Here is an 18134-nt window from a genome sequence, read left to right as displayed (position 1 = left end):
CTCCCAATTTTAATAAATCAAAATTACTTATTAATTTTCTCAGGTGTTTCTCCAATAGGACAATTTTTAGCACAGATTTCACAGCTGTGAGAAAGATTTAACTTTTCGTGTCTATCTTTACACCTCTGACGATTAAAATCATTCCTTTTGATCGCATTTATCGGACATGCTTCTATACAATTATCACAATGAATACATACTTGATCAACCTTATTTTGGGGACTGCTCTCTATCTCTGCATCAGTTATTATAACCCGCAGGTGAACCCAGGGTCCCCAATCCCTGTGTAAAAATAAATGATTATCTCCTATTTCTCCCAGATTGGATTTTGCAGCTATTTTTTTAAATCGAACCCCACTAACTCCTGAGTAAGGTATTATTTTAGAATTATGATCTTGCAATTCAATATAAGAACTTATTTTTTTCATTACCTCTTTAGTATGTACATCAGCGATACATGCTTCTGTTTCAAATTTAAACTGATTCCATACCCATTCTTCGAATTTTTCAATGTGATGACCCAAAACTATAATTGACTTTACAGAAGAAAGATAATCTTCCAGATGTTCTTTTTTATGATCATAAAATTCATTAATATCTATTGCAGCAGTATTACAACATTCAGGAATTAACTCCCTAATTTCTGTTAAATCCAATATTGAATCCCTCCTAATTCCCAGCATAATAAAAAGCAAATATATATCTGCATGTTTTATCACATTAATAACTGTAAAACATTAAGAAGATACAGAATAGATATCAATATTAGTATAACACATAGTGAAACAAAGATTAATAGTATAACTATATTCAGGTAATAAAATGTAAATTTATTATTTAATTCCTACTTTATTGCCCCTTCTTTCTAGTAAAACCACATCCCGCCACTTACTATTTTTTGTTTTTCCAATCTTTTCTCTTATCCCAACTTCTCTAAAAGCATATTTTTTATGTAAGAATAAACTAGCATTATTTTTCGGAAAAACACCTGCCTGTAATGTCCAGCATCCCGTTCTTTCCAATCTGGAGCCTGAACCTGAAAAGTTGAGTTCCCTGTTTTTATTCCTTCAAGATAAATCCCTCTTACCCCTTCCCAATCTTCAGCTTTTATTTTTCTAATTATATATTCCATCTTATACTACTTTTTATTATAAATGTATAAAAAAAAAGCTGTTTTATTAATAAAAAAAGACACTGCCAGCCCCGGCAAAGTTATAATACTGGAAAAAAAGGCAAATTACCAATCGAAATAATTTCTCCTATAATTACTGATACTCCTGCAGCAAAGGGTAACTCTGGCCGCAATAATTCCATTATCCTTTATTTTTTTAAATTAAACATAGTATTCACCTTCGTAATAAAATTATAGTTCTTTATTAACTTTAATATCTGGTTTTATAGAAAGTATTTTATCTAAAATTTTATCTTTTGTAATTGGATTTGAAAATGATATCACATAATTTTTATCAGTTCCTGTTTTTATGAAAATAATTTCAGAACTAAGTGTATTTATTGATGTAAGATAAAAAATCTGTTTACCATCATTTAATCTTGAAGGGCCTCCAACATCAGTATCATAAATATAATTTATATCATCAATACTGACCACATAATTACTTTGTCCATTACGAACTTTTATCTGTTTTCCCTCAACCTTATAACTATTTCCTGTAAAAATCCAGTATATAACAAAAATTACTACTAAAGATAAAATAATAATAATTCCTGTCATATTTTCCTCTCCTCATAAAATACAAATATATAATTAATCATAATAAAAATAAGATAATTAATTGGAACAAAAACTAAATCATCAAACTCATATTATATGTCCATTAAAATTTTATTTTTAAGTCATTATAGTTAATTTAAAGCTAGAAAAAATAATTCCTGCAATAATATTATATTTTTTGAAAAAATTAGTGAACTAGAAATTCACTTTCAGCTTTTTACATAGTAATTAACTGAACTTACTACTTCCATTACTTCTCCCTCTGGAATTTGTCCAATAACTTGTTTATAATAATTGTTAACTTTGCTCTGTAAATCTACAGCTTTTTGTTTACCTGCTGCTGTTAAGCTGGCTAGTATAACTCTGCCGTCTTCATGTGAAGTTTTCTTTTCAATATATCCATCTCTAACTAAATTACTTACAATTCTAGTGATAGTACTCTTATCTAAATTCATTTTTTCACTTATTTCATTCATTGTTAGAGATTTATTTTTTAGTAAGTAAATCATTATATAGCATTGAGAAATAGTAAAACCCTCACTTACAATCTCTTCTCTTTCAAAAATCCTTAAAGTTCTAACTAAATTTTGAATCATCACTCCAACTTCATTAACACAACAATCTATTCCCTTTTCTTTAATTCTATCTTCTAGCATATTATTCTCACCTCAATTAAATTGTGTAATACAACTACTTTCTTTGTCAAGAAATTTTTAATATTTATCCCAAAAAATATCAGCGCTCATTTACTTTAAAGTTTAGACAACTGTATTTTTATTTTTTATCTCTTGTGTAATCTATCAAATTAATTCATTGCCATTTTTATTGCAGAACTTAATCTTTTAATTCCAATTTCAATGTTTTCTTCATCTACGCAGGAAAAATTTAATCTTAAAGTATTTATATCATCTTTATTTATATAAAAAGGGCCTCCAGGGACAAAAGCAACCTTTTTTTCAATTGCGATATTAAAAAGATCCATTGCTGAGATTTCTTCTGGTAAAGTTACCCATAAGAACATTCCTCCTTCTGGTGTTGTAGTGGTTACTTCAGCTGGAAAATATTTTTCAATACTGTTTAACATAACTTTACGTTGACTGTTATATTTATCTTTAATCTTTTTAATATGTTGCTCAATATCTTTATCAATTAAATACTGATATAATATCCTCTGACTGATATAATTAGTATGTAAATCAGATGCCTGTTTAGCTATGATAAGTTTATCCATTATCTGATCTGATGCTACAACCCAACCTATTCTAAAGGATGGTGCCACTATTTTTGAAAAAGAACCTAAGAGTATTGTTTGTTCTGGAATCAACTTTTTAAATGAAACCTTATCTTGACCTGTATATCTAAGATCACCATATGGATCATCTTCAATTAAAAACAACTCTCTTTCTCTTATAAGATTAGATATCTTTTTCCTGTTTGAATCAGAATATGAGATACCTGATGGATTTTGGAAATTAGGAACAGTATAAATAAATTTAGGTCTGGAAGAACTTAATACTTTGCTGAATTCACTTATATTTAAACCACTATCTAAAAGTTTAACTGTTTTAAAAAAAGGTCTGTATACAGAAAAGGCTTGGATAGCTCCTAAATATCCCGGCTCTTCTAGTATAACTTCATCACCCTTATTCAAAAATATTTTACCAAGCAAATCTAAACCCTGTTGAGAACCATTTGTAATAAGAATATTTTTGGGAAGTATCTTAATTCCTTTTTTCTCTTTGTATCTTTCAGCAATAATTTTTCTTAACGGTAAAAATCCTTCTGTGTTGCTGTACTGTAATGCCTCCTGACCAGATGATTCAAATACATAATTTGTCACCTCTTGAAGTTCAGAAACTGGAAAAAGCTTTTTATTGGGCAATCCTCCAGCAAATGAGATTATATCAGGATTTACTGCTATTTTTAATATTTCTCTTATAAATGATTTAGGCACATCTGAAATACGATCTGAAAATATATTATTCATTCTCAATACTCCTCTCAAAAATTATTAAAATTTTTGTCTGTCACTTAAATATACTCCAAATAATATTAAAATACCTCCAACAATCATAAAAATATTTATTTTTTCATCTAAAAATATATATGCTGATATCATTGTTATGATACCATAGAAGAAGATTTTTCTGATAACAAATAACTGTTTTGACTTATTATTAGTTTTTTTCAAAAGATTAGAATAAATCGCAAATATTATTGCACAAATGAAAGCTAAGATATCTCCTGTAGGATTTAAGTCTAAAAAATACTTTCCATTAAAGATCACCAAGAAGACACCCAGTATTGAAAATATAAATCCATAAAGCAAATTCTTATGAAATAATTCATCTTCATGCATAAAATGTGCAATAGATGCTGTGAAAATTCATTTTTATTCTCTTTTATGATCTTAGATATTTCATTTTTAATACTCCTCTCTTTTTTCAAATCAATTACATATTTTTTTTAATATAATTAACAGTAAATTTCGCTGCATCTATAGTTATTTCTTCACATAAATGCGAAGGATTATCTTCGTTAAACCCCTCTTTCCTCAATTGTCTGCACATTAAACTTCCAAACTTATTTTTGCTATCAATTCTTCAGTTCCTTCTATATTTTACATAATTACTCACTTAATTTATTTTCAAAATATAATCCTATAATTATTGACATACCACCTAGAACTATAAAAAATAAGGATTTATAAATCTCATCCCAAAAATATTCAAAGTAACGTGTATACAAATTTAATATTATAAACGTAATTGCATATCCAACAAACATTTTATCTTTAAATTTAGAACCTATTAAAAATATAATTACATTTACTATACCCCATAAGATACTAAAAAATAATAGTTCTGTATTATTACCCCAATTATCTAAGCTTCCTTGATTACCAAAAATAGATAAGATCCACAGCGATAAATTAAGAAATAATAATCCAAAAGAATAATAAATCCTTATAAATGATTCAGGTATAGAAAAATTTAACTTTTTATGAAAGTAACCAATTAAAATAATCATTGGGCTTATTAAAGCAAATCTCATTGGATAATTTAACCCTAAAAAATATACTCCCCAACCAGAAATATAACCAGTTTCTGCACCAAACCATGTTGCAAATCCTAATAAACTAAAAACTAAAACTAAATTATTTTGTTTAAAATAAGCAATAAATAAATATATGATAGAAATTAAACCTATCATGGTAGGTCCTTGAATGAATTGATTAAAAATAAATTGATTTATCATAAAAATATCCGCTGCTAATATCAGACAAGATATAGCAATTAAAGCATCTCCTGTCTTGGGAAAATAATATTTGAAATCTCTTCTTTTTAATTTAAATCCATAATAATAACCTGATAAACACAGAGCCGATAAAATTATTACTGAAAAAATTTCAGATTGAACTATTAAAGCAATAAAAGAAATCAAACCCAGGCTGACCATTACAGCACCAATTACTAATGTCCATTTTATGATAGTAGTAAGATCCCATTCATTTTTTTGATACATTGAAGATAAACGAATATATAAATTTTCTTCAATTATATCCTGATTGTACCATTCTTCTATTTCCTTTAAAATTATTTTATCTTTTTTTGCCATGATTTTAGTCTCCTTAAGTTAAAAATATTATATGACATTCCCTCATTTCTAGGACTCTGAGTTAAGATATATAATAAACTCAGGAGGTGCCCAAAATGGAAAAAAGAAGAAATTACACTGAAGAATTCAAAAGTGATGCTGTTGAACTCAGTCTCAACTCTGATAAATCTGTTAAAGAAATTACTGATGATCTTGGAATAAATTACAGTAATTTAACCCGCTGGCGCAAAAAATATAGAGATAGTGGTGAATATGCCTTTCCTGGTAATGAAAAGCATAAATTAACACCTGAACAACAAAAAATAAAAGAACTAGAAGATGAATTTTTCCTATTTATCTTTTTTGCACACAATTTGCCAAAACTTCTCAATAGGCTTGCCTTCTATAGATGTTGCTGGCTCATTTATTTCTTCAAATTCAATCAAAGCATAACAAAATATACAATCGTATTTTTCTTTATCAAAAGGCGTTACACTTCTGCCATAACCAAAGCCAGGTATTAGAATATTGCGTAACTTATCTTTTGAAAAATGTTCTGAAATATCAATAGCAGGGCTCTGAATCTCACATTTCACTCTTCTCTTTAAAGTCTATTTTCCAAAATTCAGTTATACTGATCAATCTCCTTATTATTTAACTCAATTTTATAATCTTTATGCCAAATAGTAATTTATAGCTTTCATATGACGTATCCTTATTTCAGAAGTCAGACACCCTTAGATAGCTACTATTTTGGGTTGACTGATTTGGATGCAACGACTAAAAAAACGAAACCAAAAAAAATTTTAGGCGATTGTACCAAATTATCTTTTTGGATTGTCAACCCTTTAGCGGCGTTTGACGACCGGGCAGAAACGACCCGTGAACACGTCTGAAGCATTGAAAACATTGTCAGCGAATATTGGGCACCCCATAAAGTTATAGCCTCTAATATATCTGCCATTGAAAATCCTTAAATAATATTCTACATATATATTGCCAACACCATACTGTAAAAGGGTGACACACCATTATCAATCCCTGTCACTATTTTGAACTGACCTTTATCTATTTATTAAACCACTCGTAGTCAATTTGATGAAAATGCGTAATTATTGTATATTTGTCTACCCATGAATTATACTCACCACTATTTGAATCTACAATTATCACCTTTCCCGCACCAGCTGCTTCAGCTGCTCTTATTCCAGAAATAGAATCCTCAAAAATGATCGTATCCTCTCCCTCTATTCCCAATATATCCATGGCTCTAAGAAACAGATCCGGCAAAGGCTTACCTCTCATGGAACCATCATTATACACGATATGCTCTTTTTTAAACCACTTATTCAGTTCAAGTTCCCTGATGTAAAATTCAACATTCTCTATTCCAGATGCTGTTGCAATCACAAAGGGAATGTCCTGTTCCTTAAGCTTATTAAACAATTCGATTACACCTTCAGCTAATGAAAATTCATCAATTTCCTTACACAGCCTCTGATATTCATACTCTTTTTCAAGGGCATAACGTTCAATTTCCTCTCTGGTCAACTTGCTTTCAAATAAATCCTTCAATATATCGCTATTCAGTCTACCGTGGATACGTTGATGCTTTTCTTCGTCCGACAAAGAAAAACCATGATTCTTAAGAAAATTATCCCATGCTCTGTTATGTAGCTGAGTATCCCATAAAAGGGTTCCATTAAAATCAAAAATAATTCCTTTTCTTTTCATATAATACAACACCCATCTCTTTCTATAATATTTTATCTTTCGCATATTAAACAACCAAAGTCATTTTTAAATCCACTATAAAAATAGGGCTTCTGGCTATATTAAAACTTTGGCATAGCTCTGCTTGCATCTGATAAAATATAGTCAGATTTCAGTTGATTAATTATCTTTATTTTATCATATGAAAAACTTTTGGTTCAGCTTTATTAATAAGCTGCAATTTATTTTTTATGATTTTACTTATAACTGCTTAAACTCTTAACAGCAAACGGTTAAATTGTTGAAAATTACTAATGACATCATCTACTCCAGCCAGATTCAAATAGCGATATTTTTCTGCTGCAGAAACCAACACAACTATACTTCTTATCCCTGCCTTTCTGGCAGCAACAATTCCGGAAATGTTGTCTTCAAAAACTATACATTATTAGGATTAAGTGCTAATAATGTCTCCAAATCCTTTACAGGCAATATTATGTCTCTTAAACCTGTTGATGCAATTTGAATTGGCATATCACTTATATAGCCTAACAACTGACTTTCAAAGCAGCCCTCTATTTCATTCTTATCAATCACCTCATAAAACTTAGGCATATTCTGTTCCATGTAAATATGTTTTTCAAAAATCTTGAGCTTAAGAATTCCTGCCTTTGTTTCTTGAGTATATTCACCTGTTGTGACTATCCCAAGATCTCTTAGCAAATTAAATGTTGCGACCGTGGCATGTCCACACAAATCTACTTCATCAACTGGCGTAAAAAACCTAACTCTAAAATCCGCTAAGGCTGAATTCATCACAAAAGCAGTCTCTGAAAAGCCCACTTCTTTTGCGATACTTAACATCTGATTCTCAATAAATGAATCTGCATTTAAAACGACTCCCGCAGGATTTCCACCATTACTATCTTCTGAAAATGCCATAACTTTGTATGTAAAATTTGTCATAATTTTAAATCACTCCAATTCACTAGTAAAGTATTTCAGCTAAGGTATCCATATTTTCCAATTCCAGCAACTTTTAGTTAGCTCTTAACTTAGGTTTCTGGATTTGAGTGCAGAAACGCCGGAACAGAGCCGGAAATATTTTGTTAGCTGATGTTGGTATACGGAAAATTTTAGATTAAAATAATTAAATCTTTATAATAAAAAATGTATAGAATTTTCTAGTTTATTTCCCTTAATCAAATCTACATTATCTTCTTAAGTATAGGTAATGCTCTAAATACATAGTGTGATAAAAAGAAACATAATGATAAGGTAGTAACAGCTACTAGCATCATTTTCACTAGAGGATATATAACAAGATCTCTCATAAGTAGTGACACAGCTACTAAAACTAACGTGTGCCAAACATAAACGCTAAAGCTATTTTTAGATAATATTACCAGCAACCTACTTTTTGTATTAAATTTCTTTCTGAAGAATCCTATTAATCCAACAGACATACCGAAACATATGAAACTTTCCCAAACAGCATATACATAACTCTGCCAATTTAGTTTACCCTTTATTATATGATCACCATGTTCAATTACACCACCCATCAAAATAAGAGCTAGCCAACTAATAATACCTATTACGATACTTCCTATTAACCATCTTTTTGCAACTTTATATCTTACTTGATTAAACCAACCATATTGATATGCCTTAATACCAATTATGAATGAAGCAATATGTTGCGCAAAGTTACTAAGTGGCATATTTAAAAATTCAAACCCTATTGGAAAGACTAATCTAACAAAATAACTACCTGTTCCAACTAAAATAATCGTTAAAATTATTATACTCGTATTAGGTAAATGCTTAGCACTTACTTCTCGTTTTTTTCCCATTATAGCATAAATTATAGAAAAAATAAGCAATGCAAATGCAAACCACAAAGGTCCAGAACTATCTAAAAACTCACCCGTAGTTATATATTCTTTAAGATATAACCAAAAATTATCTTTTGGTACTTTTTTCTCTCCCGCAATATATAACAAATACATTGTTAATGGATAAATAAATAAGACAAATAATAAGACTGGTAATCCTAATCGATATAATCTACCAGTAATATACTCTTTTTTCCCTTTTTTAGCATATGATTTTGCTGTATAATAAGCGGAAATAAGAAACAAAAAACCCATGGAATATCCATTTATAAAAGTTACAACTAATGCTGAGATCAACCTAGATAAGTCACCCATTGCTTGCTCCTCAATATAATGCCAGTTAGCTATGCCACTATATGTCATAACAGTATGCAAAATAACAACTGCTACAATTGTAATTAACCTCAAATAGTCAATATAATTATCCCTGTAATTACTTTTAATTGTATGCATTTTTATACCTTTCTCTCTTCAATTTATTTTTACATATTTCCATATTGAACTACGAATAGAACATATTTTCTTATCTTTTAACTTGTTATGTTTTATCGGTTTATATTTTGCTAAAATTATATTTCCTGCTAAAATATCAATTGAACAATCTTTAATCTCCCAAATCTGAACACTATTATTATCTTCACTATCTATAAAATTACCTTTTTTATAATTATATATTTTTCCTGAACTACAATACTCAGTAAATTCATCAGATAATAATTCCGCAACCTTTTCTGCTGATAGACGTACTTCAGATTTTAACAAAATTTTTCTAATTTAAAAATATTTTTTTAAGAAACTCACTATCCATAATTTAGCACCTTTTCTATTTAATTAGATATTACTCATTACTTATCCTTTAAAAGCGATAGCATCAAGTTGAAATAAAAGCCCATCTTGTCCACCACGGTGAGCAAACTCTGTTTGTATTGATTTTCTAGCTGGGTATTTTCCTTGAAATTTTTCTTTTATTACTTTTTCCATTACAGGTATATCCCAAATATCTCTAAACATGCAATCAATCTTTACTACTGATTCTAATATCAAACCAATTGACTCTAATCGGCTACTCAAATGATCAAATGCTCCATCTATTTGATTTTCAATAGACTGTCCAATGTTTCCTACACAATAATTTATGAAAACAAAGTCACCAGCTTCAACAATACCAGAATGTGCCCATTTCTCATTTATATCACTTCTTATAATTTCACTCATTTAATATACCTCCTAGTATAAAGCGTCCTTCTAACAATTGTGATTAAGAAAATACTATAAATATGTCTGTAAATTTTTTCTTACTCCCTATTTAGGTATTTCGCATAACGTCCGGCAACTTCTCGACGTATCATTGTTGGTCCTTTACTTTTTCCTATCCTCTTGAATTTCATAAGTCAGTGTATGTCCCTTGCCCATAACTAGATGTCGCTAAAGTACTGCTATGTGAAGGGTTGCCTGGTTCCCTATATTTATTTCATATATTAATATCTTCTAAATACTTAAACACTTTCTTTAGTTTATAGCATAAACAATTCCTAAATCCCATTCTCACGATACCAAGGAAAAATTATCTGTTCTATAATATAATTCATTTTATTATTTCCATCTTTGTCAGTAAAACTATGATTAAGTCCAGGAAGAATTTCAAACCTAAAATTAACTTTATCTCTTAATTTTTTAGCCAAATATTCTACTGATTGATAAGGAACCATTTTATCTTTTTTACCTATTATAAATAATAAAGGAATGTCTAAATCTGTTATATATTCTTCTGGACTATAGTCAAGATAACTATTCCACTTTTTATAAGTACATCCGAACCAAAACTTATCAGGTGAAGGATTATTTCTAATTTCATCAAATTTATTCTGTAAATCTTCTTTGTTTCTAATTCCTATTTTTTCGAGTAGTCTTTCTTCTTCACTATTAATTTCTTGTTTCAATAAAATATCTAATTCTCTCGCTTGAGAATACCCACCTGCTCCTATAACAACCATATGTGTTATTTCTTCTAAATTGCTTGCTATTTCAGGACTAATTACTCCTCCTTCACTACCACCAAACAACACAATATTTTTTAAGTTATTATTGTAAATATTATTTAAAACATATTTTACAACAAATTCTATATCTTTAATTCTTCTTTGTCGACAATTCGTTTTATTATACAGCTTCTTATTGTAAAAAGCATATTTTTCTAACAACAATAAATCAGCATTTTCAGGCGCAAAATCTGACCAAAAATCAAATCGTTTATTTGAGTCACGTTGTGATCCCTGAATTCCAATAAACAAAGTATTACTTAAACTATTTTCCTCTCTCATTCCTAGATAATAAATTAAGGATTCACCTTTAGGATTTTCCACTTTCTTTTCTTTAATTATTAATCCATTTCCAATTGCATAAGTATTAACTGATACAAATAGCACAAAAAAAATTATAAAAAATAACATTTTTTTAAGCATTACATTCACCTCTTATATGTTTTAGTTTTATAATTTTCATACTTTACTTAAAGTTAATCTTGAATATAAATTCTTAACTATCTTTTTTAATTTCTCTTATTAGTTTCTCTTATTAAATATTACTTCTAACTATTTTATATTATTAACTCTACTTATTTTTCCTATAGAACATCTGACATTCTTTGATATACTCATTCCATCTTTAGGATTTAAATTTTGGTAATCTTTCACATAACGTCCCGCAGGTTTACAAAGTCCATCAGATTTAGATAGCTCTCATCTTAGTCTGATGGACTTGGGTGCAGCGTAGCGGAACCGTAAATCTTGCTATTAGATGAAGTTTATGTAATATCATATTACATAAATATTTTCAACCAAGGAAATAAATTTTTCGTGAAGTTTCAACAAGAACAAGTATTTTAATTTAGTATTTCAGATTATAACCAGACAGCCCAATCACCATAGTCAAATGTTCCACTGCCATGGTGCAATTTACCATCATTTTGCAACTGCCGAAAAGCGTCACGCATTTTCTTCAAGATCTCAGGTTGAATATCTAGAGAATGATGTGCTGGAAACACACGCTTCACCGGTAGTGCCAATATCCGTTCAAGAGAGTTGAGGTATGCTTCTGGATCGGTAGATGGATAATAAGCAAATAACGTGTCTTTATAAACTAAATCTCCGGTAAAAAGATAACCACAATCCTTTTCCCAGAAACACATATGTCCCGGTGAATGACCAGGTGTATGCTGAACTCTAATACAGCGACCACCTATATCTATTATATCATTATCCTTCAGGATTCTTGTTGGATTTCACTGAAAAAACTTGTATTCATTTACGTCATAACCCTTTGGCAGGTCACAACGATCAACCACCATATCCTTAATCTGCTTAATTGTCAGAGGGAATTCTCCATTAAGCCAATTCAATTCATATTGATGAGCGTAAAAATCAGGAAAAAATTTATGTCCTCCAATATGATCCCAATGAATGTGTGTTGCTACAGCGATAATAGGATTGTCAGTCAGATTGATGACTTCATCATGAATATTACAAATTCCAAGCCCGGTATCAATCAGCAAACTGTATTTATTCCCATTCAAAAGATAACAATGTGTCTCCTCCCAATGGCGATATTCGCTAATAATATAAGTTTCTTCGTCAATTTGTTCTATTGTAAACCAATCGTTCATATGTCTTCCTACCTATTGTGTTATTCTAAATTATAGAAACTAATCAAACTTATGATTTTGACATTCTTAAGATTTTTATTATAATTAAAATTAGTGATGCTCTATTACTATTTACTTACATTTTATGGTAACTATCATATTTTATTTGACGTTATCTTGTCATAATTCTAAAAAATTTTAGGTAGTATTCTCCATGGAACATTATTCATATAATTAATATACTCTTTATTAAATTTTTTAACTAGTAGTTTTTCTTCTTCAATTGATGTCAAAATATGAAGATAAGTAAATAGTATTACTAATAGAAACATCCACATTATTCCAAACGTAAATGTAATTCCTATTTCCATAATAATTAAACTCAAATATATTGGATGCCTAACTTTTGAATATATTCCTGAAGTTACAATATTTTTAATTTCATTTGATCTATTATGAGCTTGCTTAAGGTTTTTTTGAGAATATCCATGTAAAACAAATGCCAAAACAATTAAAAAAACTCCTATAATATTAGTGAGCGGTGAAAAAGGTATTGTTTCCCACCTTAGAAATCTACCACAAATACCTAGCGCAATTAAAAATATTTCCTGTATTAAAACACGTTTTTGCGGATTCAAATCTAAATAATATTCTTTTATTATTTTATTCCTCTTTTTCCAATAATTATCACTTTTTAGATGAATATTTAATTTCGCCTAACGTCTCGAGGGTTCCCGACGTGCTCATGCCGTAAGGCCTGGCACAAAGTTTGCATTCCAAACCACTTATCTCACTCATTGCAAACTTTGTGACAAAGAGCATGTCCGAAGGCAGGCTGATCTTTAGCCGTAGCGGGAACCCTCTGTTATGCGAAGTGCCAATTTTTTTATTATCTGCTAGCTAATTTATCATAATTCATTAATTTTCTAATAGATGGCAATGTTTTATAACCCCAACTAGGTAATTTTAACTTTTTTTCTTCAAAAGCTTTAAATAATAATTTAAAATCTTTAGTTTGATTGATATTAAATATATTTTTTATTCTATTAAAATAATGTTTAGATTCCGCTCTAGCAAATAATTCAAATGAATTCCGTTGATGACGATTATATACTAACGTTTGTGGATACCATTTTCTATAAATGTATTCTTTATCACTTTTAATTGCATCTAAACTATCTCATAAATAAGGTTTTTCACCAATTGGAGGCTTAATGTGCAGTGGTTTATCATATATCCACCTCACCAACCTTTCAAAATTTTTAGCATATTCTTCTTCATCACTTAAATCAATATAAATTCTTGATTTATAATAAGTTGGTAAATAAGCCTTACCATCTTCATCTCTTTCTTTTACAATTCCAACAAATTTATTTTGATCTACTTCTTCGTAAATTTCTTGTGAAATAATTTGAGTTTCTGTTCCAACCCCTCCACTTCTATCATCAGCTTTTTCTGCATATTCTTTATCACATATTAAAATCACTTTATTTATATCAGGATCAGTCACCATTTTCTCCATAAAGGCATATGCATCATTTCCTTCTTTCAAATCCCATTTATCTAAAATGACATTTACACCTGCAGCAACTAATTCTTCTGCAAGATTTAAAACCCATTCTTCATGATCTGGTGAAGACCAACTGTATGATATAAAAAGTTTAGGATTTTCATTTGAATTATTTTTATCATTCATAATATCAGCTCCCTTTTAAATCTTTTTGGCATTTCGCATAACGGTACTGGGGTTTGCGATGTACCTGTTTCCTCCAGGAACTAGCAAAAAACTTGCTTTTCAGCATTAATAATTATTTAAATTGCAAGTTTTGTGACAGAAGTCATGACGCCAATCACATGTTATATGATGCCGTATCTTTATCTATTAATTTATCAATTATTAACTTACTTCATGCAAAAGAAAAAAATCCCTGCATTTATACAGTAAATGTTTTTATATAAACTTAATCTTAAATTTTCACTCCCCTTTATAACATATATGTGATATAATAAATTTAGAAATTGGAGTGAATAGATTATGTATAAAATTAAGTATTATGCAAAAAATAACAAATCTCCAGTAATTGAATTTATTAAAGAACAGTCAGCTAAAGAAAAAGCTAAGATTCTAAGAGAAATAGAACTTCTAGAATAATTTGGTCTATTCCTTGGTATGCCACATCTTAAAAAGTTAAAGGGATATGATGATCTCTGGGAATTACGAATAAAGAATAGTTCTAATATATTTAGGATTTTCTTTTTAAATTATCAGGATGGTATCTTTGTTCTTTTTCATATCTTTAAGAGAAAATCTAATAAAGCTCCACAGAGAGAAATAGATATTGCGCTTAACAGACTTAATTCTATCAAGTGAGGTGAAACAAAATGGAATTTATAGATCATAAAGATTTTAAAAATGAACTTTTTAAATCTAAAGAAGTTAAAGAAGAATATGAAAAACTGAATGTTATGTATGAAATAAAAAAACAAATAATCAGGTATAGAATAGAAAATGATTTAACTCAGAAAGAATTAGCAGATAGAATAGGAACTAAACAGTCTGCCATCTCCAGACTAGAAAATGATGATTATAATCCGAGTGTTGAATTTCTTGATAAAGTTGCTCATGCACTTGGTAAAAAACTTGAAATTAGATTTAATTAACAGTGCTGAAAGTTTTACGGCACTGTTTTTTTATGCTATAAGTTCTTAGTTATTAAAGCATTAGCTACGGTTTCATATAACGTTACTGGGATTTGCGCTCGTGCCTGATTCCGTCAGGAACTGGCGTAAAGCTTGCTTTTCCATATCCGTGATGGTTAGCCTGCAAGCTTTATGACAGAAAGTATGACACCAATCCCATGTTATAAGCTGTAGCACAGCTTTACTTTTTAACTATCCAGAATCGGCATTCAGTTGAAAACTCTTTAACTTCTTTATTTTCTTTAAATAGATCTTCTCTATAAAAATCTTCTATTAGCTTCCAGCCTGTTTCTTCTAAACATTCTATTATCTCTTCTCGATTCGGAAAATGTATAAATAAATCTCTATCATCATTATCCGATGGCAGGATCTTATCTCCATATTCATAAGTTCTTTTATCTTGTTTACCTGCTTTCCATATCTTTTCTTCTTTTTCCCAGAACTCTTTATATTCTTTATTGGTTTCGCGATCATGAGTTGTAAAAATAAAAATACCATTTTCATTTAAGACTCTTTTTGTCTCTTTTAATGCTTTAATTCTATTTTTTCTCTCTGGTATCTGCATCAATCCATTAAATGAGAACAATGCTTGATCAAAAGAATTATCTTCAAAGTTTAAGTCAGTTGCATCTCCAACGATAAATTCAATATCAGTCTTTTTTTCTTTATTTATTGTTTTAGCTGCAGATATCATTTCCGGAGTTAAATCTAAACCTATGATATTTTTATAGCCCATTTCATAAAGGTTAAATGTTGTTCTTCCTGCTCTATTTGTTGTATACTAAAATTACCGGGAATTGCAAAGTAGTATTCCCAAAAGTTGCAAACTAAAATTCCCTATTATTGCAGAATAAAAAAGTCATTGCAGTCACCCCCAAAATACCGTACCCTTATATTAAGTCAACCACAACTTATATAGGGGAGGAAAATGGAGATGACATTAGCAATGACTGATATTAATGATATCAAAAAACTATACTTTAAGAAAGGTTTAAATGTGGCTGAAATAATGAGAAAAACAGGTCATGATCGCAAAACAGTTAATAAATACCTTGATATGACAGATTTTAATGAAGTTTTAGAACCACCTAAAAAATCAAAGCGGGGATCAAAACTGGATCCATTTAAAAAAACTATTGATAAGTGGCTTGAGGCTGATAAAAAAGCCTGGAGAAAACAGCGTCATACAGCAAAAAGAGTACATAACAGATTAATAGAAGTTTATGGCAGTAAATATGACTGCTCATATCGCCTGTTAGCTGAATATGTGCGGATCAAAAAGAAAGAAATATTTTCTGATGAACCAAAATTCTTTTTACCACTAAAACACCTGCCTGGAGAAGCTCAGGTTGATTTTGGGAGAACTGACTTCAGAGAAAACGGAACCTTTTATGAAGGACGTCACCTAAATCTTAGCTTTCCCCAGAGTAATACTGGATATACACAGCTTTTTAAAGGTGAAAATTTGCAGTGTTTAGAGCAGGGTATGATAAACATATTTAATCATCTTGGAGGTGTTCCCTCGAGAATAGTATTTGACAATGCTTCCAGTATGATTTCAGATATTGGTAAAAACAAGTATCGAAAGCTGACTGAGCACTTCATGATGTTTAAGAATCACTTTAGATTTGAAGCAGTATTTTGTAATCCGGCTAGTGGACATGAAAAAGGCAATATTGAGGGTAAAGTAGGCTATCACAGACGCAACTATTTTGTTCCACCACCAGAATTTGATAATTTAGATGAATTCAATAAATCATTACTTACTGAACTTGATGATGATCAGTACCGCGAACATTACAGAAAAAATGCTACTCAGCATGAATTATTTCAGGCTGATCTAAAAGCATTATTACCGCTGCCTGAGGTCGAATTTGAGCCAGCATTGGTTGTTTCCAAGAAAACTGATGCTAATGCCTGTATTACTATTCATAAAGGTAAACACAGATATTTTACTAAACCAAGTCTTGCTAAAAGCAATGTTTTTGTTAAACTTACAGCTGAGAAAGTGATAATCTTAGATCAGGATCTGAAAGAGGTTGTCACTCACGACAGGCTTTATGGTGACTTAAAACAGGAATCAATCAACTGGATTCTTTATTTAGGTCAGATATCCAAAAGGCCAACAGCTTTAAAATATACTGGAATCTATGATCTTTTTCCCCAAGCAGCTAAAGATTATTTTGATACTTTAGATTACGAGAACTTAAAAGCAACACTCAAAACTCTAAATACACTGACAGAAGAAACAAATTTTGAGGCAGCAGTAGATGCTCTCTTAGATGCTATCTCTCATGGAGCAAGAGATACTGACAGCATCCAGGTCCTATTTAAGAGAAAGAACTCTAAGATTATGGAACTTGATGGACATTTAGCAGCTAAAAATGCACCTGAATTACCTGAACTAAAACCTGATATTAGTTTTTATGATACTTTCTATACTGTAGCAGATGGAGTTGAAGCCAATGATTAAAGAGCAGATTGCAGCCTGCTGCAAAACACTCAAATTAAGTCAGAACATAGCTGATAATTTTGAAAGTATTGAAGCTGAAAATCGACATGAATTTCTACTTAAAATACTGCAAAATGAAGTTGAATACCGTAAAGCCAAAAAGATAGAAAGACTGATTAAACAGGCTAAATTTTATACTATTAAGACCTTTGAAGGCTATTCGTTTGATGAAATCAGAATACCTTCTGCACTATCAATTGAAGATCTAAAAACAGGGAGCTTTATTGAAAAAAACGAAAATTTAATTCTGTATGGGGCCGCTGGTACCGGGAAATCTCATCTTGCAACGGCAATTGGCCTGGAAGCCTGCCGCCAGAGAAAATCAGTTTTATTTTTTAGAAC

General features: G+C 30.0%; 17 protein-coding genes and 5 pseudogenes. 5 read left to right on the top strand and 17 right to left on the bottom strand.

The features are described 5' to 3' along the window. Positions 1 to 23: 23 nt before the first annotated feature. From C7958_RS04910 to C7958_RS04880, 7 genes and pseudogenes are all read right to left on the bottom strand, one after another. Entirely contained in the window at positions 24 to 656 is a 633-nt protein-coding gene (locus C7958_RS04910) for a 4Fe-4S binding protein (protein ID WP_111571557.1), read from the bottom strand. Between the two features lie 177 nt (positions 657 to 833). After that, positions 834 to 1132: pseudogene (locus tag C7958_RS04905) on the bottom strand (N-acetyltransferase family protein). Between the two features lie 231 nt (positions 1133 to 1363). Further along, positions 1364 to 1732, bottom strand: coding sequence for a hypothetical protein (locus C7958_RS04900; RefSeq protein ID WP_111571556.1), 369 nt, complete (start codon positions 1730 to 1732; stop codon positions 1364 to 1366). 209 nt (positions 1733 to 1941) lie between these two features. Further along, the gene (locus tag C7958_RS04895) at positions 1942 to 2388 is read right to left on the bottom strand and encodes a MarR family winged helix-turn-helix transcriptional regulator (protein WP_208320774.1); all 447 of its coding nucleotides are present in this window, start codon (positions 2386 to 2388) and stop codon (positions 1942 to 1944) included. Positions 2389 to 2537: 149 nt separating this feature from the next. After that, the gene (locus C7958_RS04890) at positions 2538 to 3719 is read right to left on the bottom strand and encodes an aminotransferase-like domain-containing protein (protein ID WP_111571555.1); all 1182 of its coding nucleotides are present in this window, start codon (positions 3717 to 3719) and stop codon (positions 2538 to 2540) included. Positions 3720 to 3743: 24 nt separating this feature from the next. Beyond that, positions 3744 to 4019, bottom strand: a complete 276-nt coding sequence (locus C7958_RS04885; RefSeq protein WP_111571554.1) for a hypothetical protein — start codon at positions 4017 to 4019, stop codon at positions 3744 to 3746. A gap of 341 nt (positions 4020 to 4360) precedes the next feature. Next, positions 4361 to 5350, bottom strand: coding sequence for a DUF2157 domain-containing protein (locus tag C7958_RS04880; RefSeq protein WP_111571553.1), 990 nt, complete (start codon positions 5348 to 5350; stop codon positions 4361 to 4363). Positions 5351 to 5445: 95 nt separating this feature from the next. On the opposite strand from C7958_RS04880, the pseudogene C7958_RS16200 reads away from it, so the two are divergent. Then, positions 5446 to 5673, top strand: a pseudogene (locus C7958_RS16200) (transposase); the annotation flags it as partial. A gap of 724 nt (positions 5674 to 6397) precedes the next feature. Here C7958_RS16200 and C7958_RS04860 read toward each other — a convergent pair. The 9 genes and pseudogenes from C7958_RS04860 to C7958_RS04820 all read right to left on the bottom strand — a co-directional run. Further along, positions 6398 to 7063, bottom strand: coding sequence for an HAD family hydrolase (locus tag C7958_RS04860; RefSeq protein WP_166668546.1), 666 nt, complete (start codon positions 7061 to 7063; stop codon positions 6398 to 6400). 417 nt (positions 7064 to 7480) lie between these two features. After that, on the bottom strand, positions 7481 to 8008 hold the full coding sequence (locus C7958_RS04855) for a PhzF family phenazine biosynthesis protein (RefSeq protein WP_111571549.1): 528 nt from the start codon (positions 8006 to 8008) through the stop codon (positions 7481 to 7483). A 242-nt stretch (positions 8009 to 8250) separates the two neighbouring features. Next, positions 8251 to 9393 (bottom strand): acyltransferase family protein, encoded by a 1143-nt coding sequence (locus C7958_RS04850; protein ID WP_111571548.1) that lies wholly within the window; start codon positions 9391 to 9393, stop codon positions 8251 to 8253. 18 nt (positions 9394 to 9411) lie between these two features. Then, positions 9412 to 9702, bottom strand: a complete 291-nt coding sequence (locus C7958_RS04845; protein ID WP_208320773.1) for a hypothetical protein — start codon at positions 9700 to 9702, stop codon at positions 9412 to 9414. Between the two features lie 87 nt (positions 9703 to 9789). Then, the gene (locus tag C7958_RS04840; protein WP_111571546.1) at positions 9790 to 10155 is read right to left on the bottom strand and encodes a RidA family protein; all 366 of its coding nucleotides are present in this window, start codon (positions 10153 to 10155) and stop codon (positions 9790 to 9792) included. 317 nt (positions 10156 to 10472) lie between these two features. Further along, positions 10473 to 11402, bottom strand: coding sequence for an alpha/beta hydrolase family protein (locus tag C7958_RS04835; RefSeq protein WP_111571545.1), 930 nt, complete (start codon positions 11400 to 11402; stop codon positions 10473 to 10475). Between the two features lie 437 nt (positions 11403 to 11839). Then, positions 11840 to 12601 (bottom strand): annotated as a pseudogene (locus C7958_RS16090) (MBL fold metallo-hydrolase). 167 nt (positions 12602 to 12768) lie between these two features. Beyond that, positions 12769 to 13218, bottom strand: a complete 450-nt coding sequence (locus tag C7958_RS04825) for a methyltransferase family protein (protein WP_166668545.1) — start codon at positions 13216 to 13218, stop codon at positions 12769 to 12771. A gap of 551 nt (positions 13219 to 13769) precedes the next feature. After that, a pseudogene (locus tag C7958_RS04820) lies at positions 13770 to 14276 on the bottom strand (SEFIR domain-containing protein); the annotation flags it as partial. Between the two features lie 474 nt (positions 14277 to 14750). Here C7958_RS04820 and C7958_RS16085 point away from each other — a divergent pair. Continuing rightward, on the top strand, positions 14751 to 14951 hold the full coding sequence (locus C7958_RS16085; protein ID WP_208320771.1) for a type II toxin-antitoxin system RelE/ParE family toxin: 201 nt from the start codon (positions 14751 to 14753) through the stop codon (positions 14949 to 14951). Between the two features lie 11 nt (positions 14952 to 14962). Next, the gene (locus C7958_RS04810; RefSeq protein ID WP_111571542.1) at positions 14963 to 15241 is read left to right on the top strand and encodes a helix-turn-helix transcriptional regulator; all 279 of its coding nucleotides are present in this window, start codon (positions 14963 to 14965) and stop codon (positions 15239 to 15241) included. Between the two features lie 220 nt (positions 15242 to 15461). Here C7958_RS04810 and C7958_RS04805 read toward each other — a convergent pair. After that, positions 15462 to 16031: pseudogene (locus C7958_RS04805) on the bottom strand (class I SAM-dependent methyltransferase); the annotation flags it as partial. A 195-nt stretch (positions 16032 to 16226) separates the two neighbouring features. Between C7958_RS04805 and istA the strand changes: the two are divergent. Together istA and C7958_RS04795 are read left to right on the top strand one after the other, a co-directional pair. After that, positions 16227 to 17753: an IS21 family transposase gene (istA, locus tag C7958_RS04800; RefSeq protein ID WP_375669756.1), complete on the top strand. Its 1527-nt coding sequence runs from the start codon at positions 16227 to 16229 to the stop codon at positions 17751 to 17753. Then, the coding region (locus tag C7958_RS04795) for an ATP-binding protein (RefSeq protein WP_166668543.1) at positions 17746 to 18134 on the top strand (389 nt) is incomplete at its 3' end. The genes istA and C7958_RS04795, both read left to right, overlap by 8 nt.

The organism is Halanaerobium saccharolyticum, assembly GCF_003259895.1.
In the GTDB taxonomy this organism is placed as follows: Bacteria; Bacillota; Halanaerobiia; order Halanaerobiales; family Halanaerobiaceae; genus Halanaerobium; species Halanaerobium saccharolyticum_A.
This window is presented reverse-complemented; position numbering and strand designations above follow the sequence as displayed.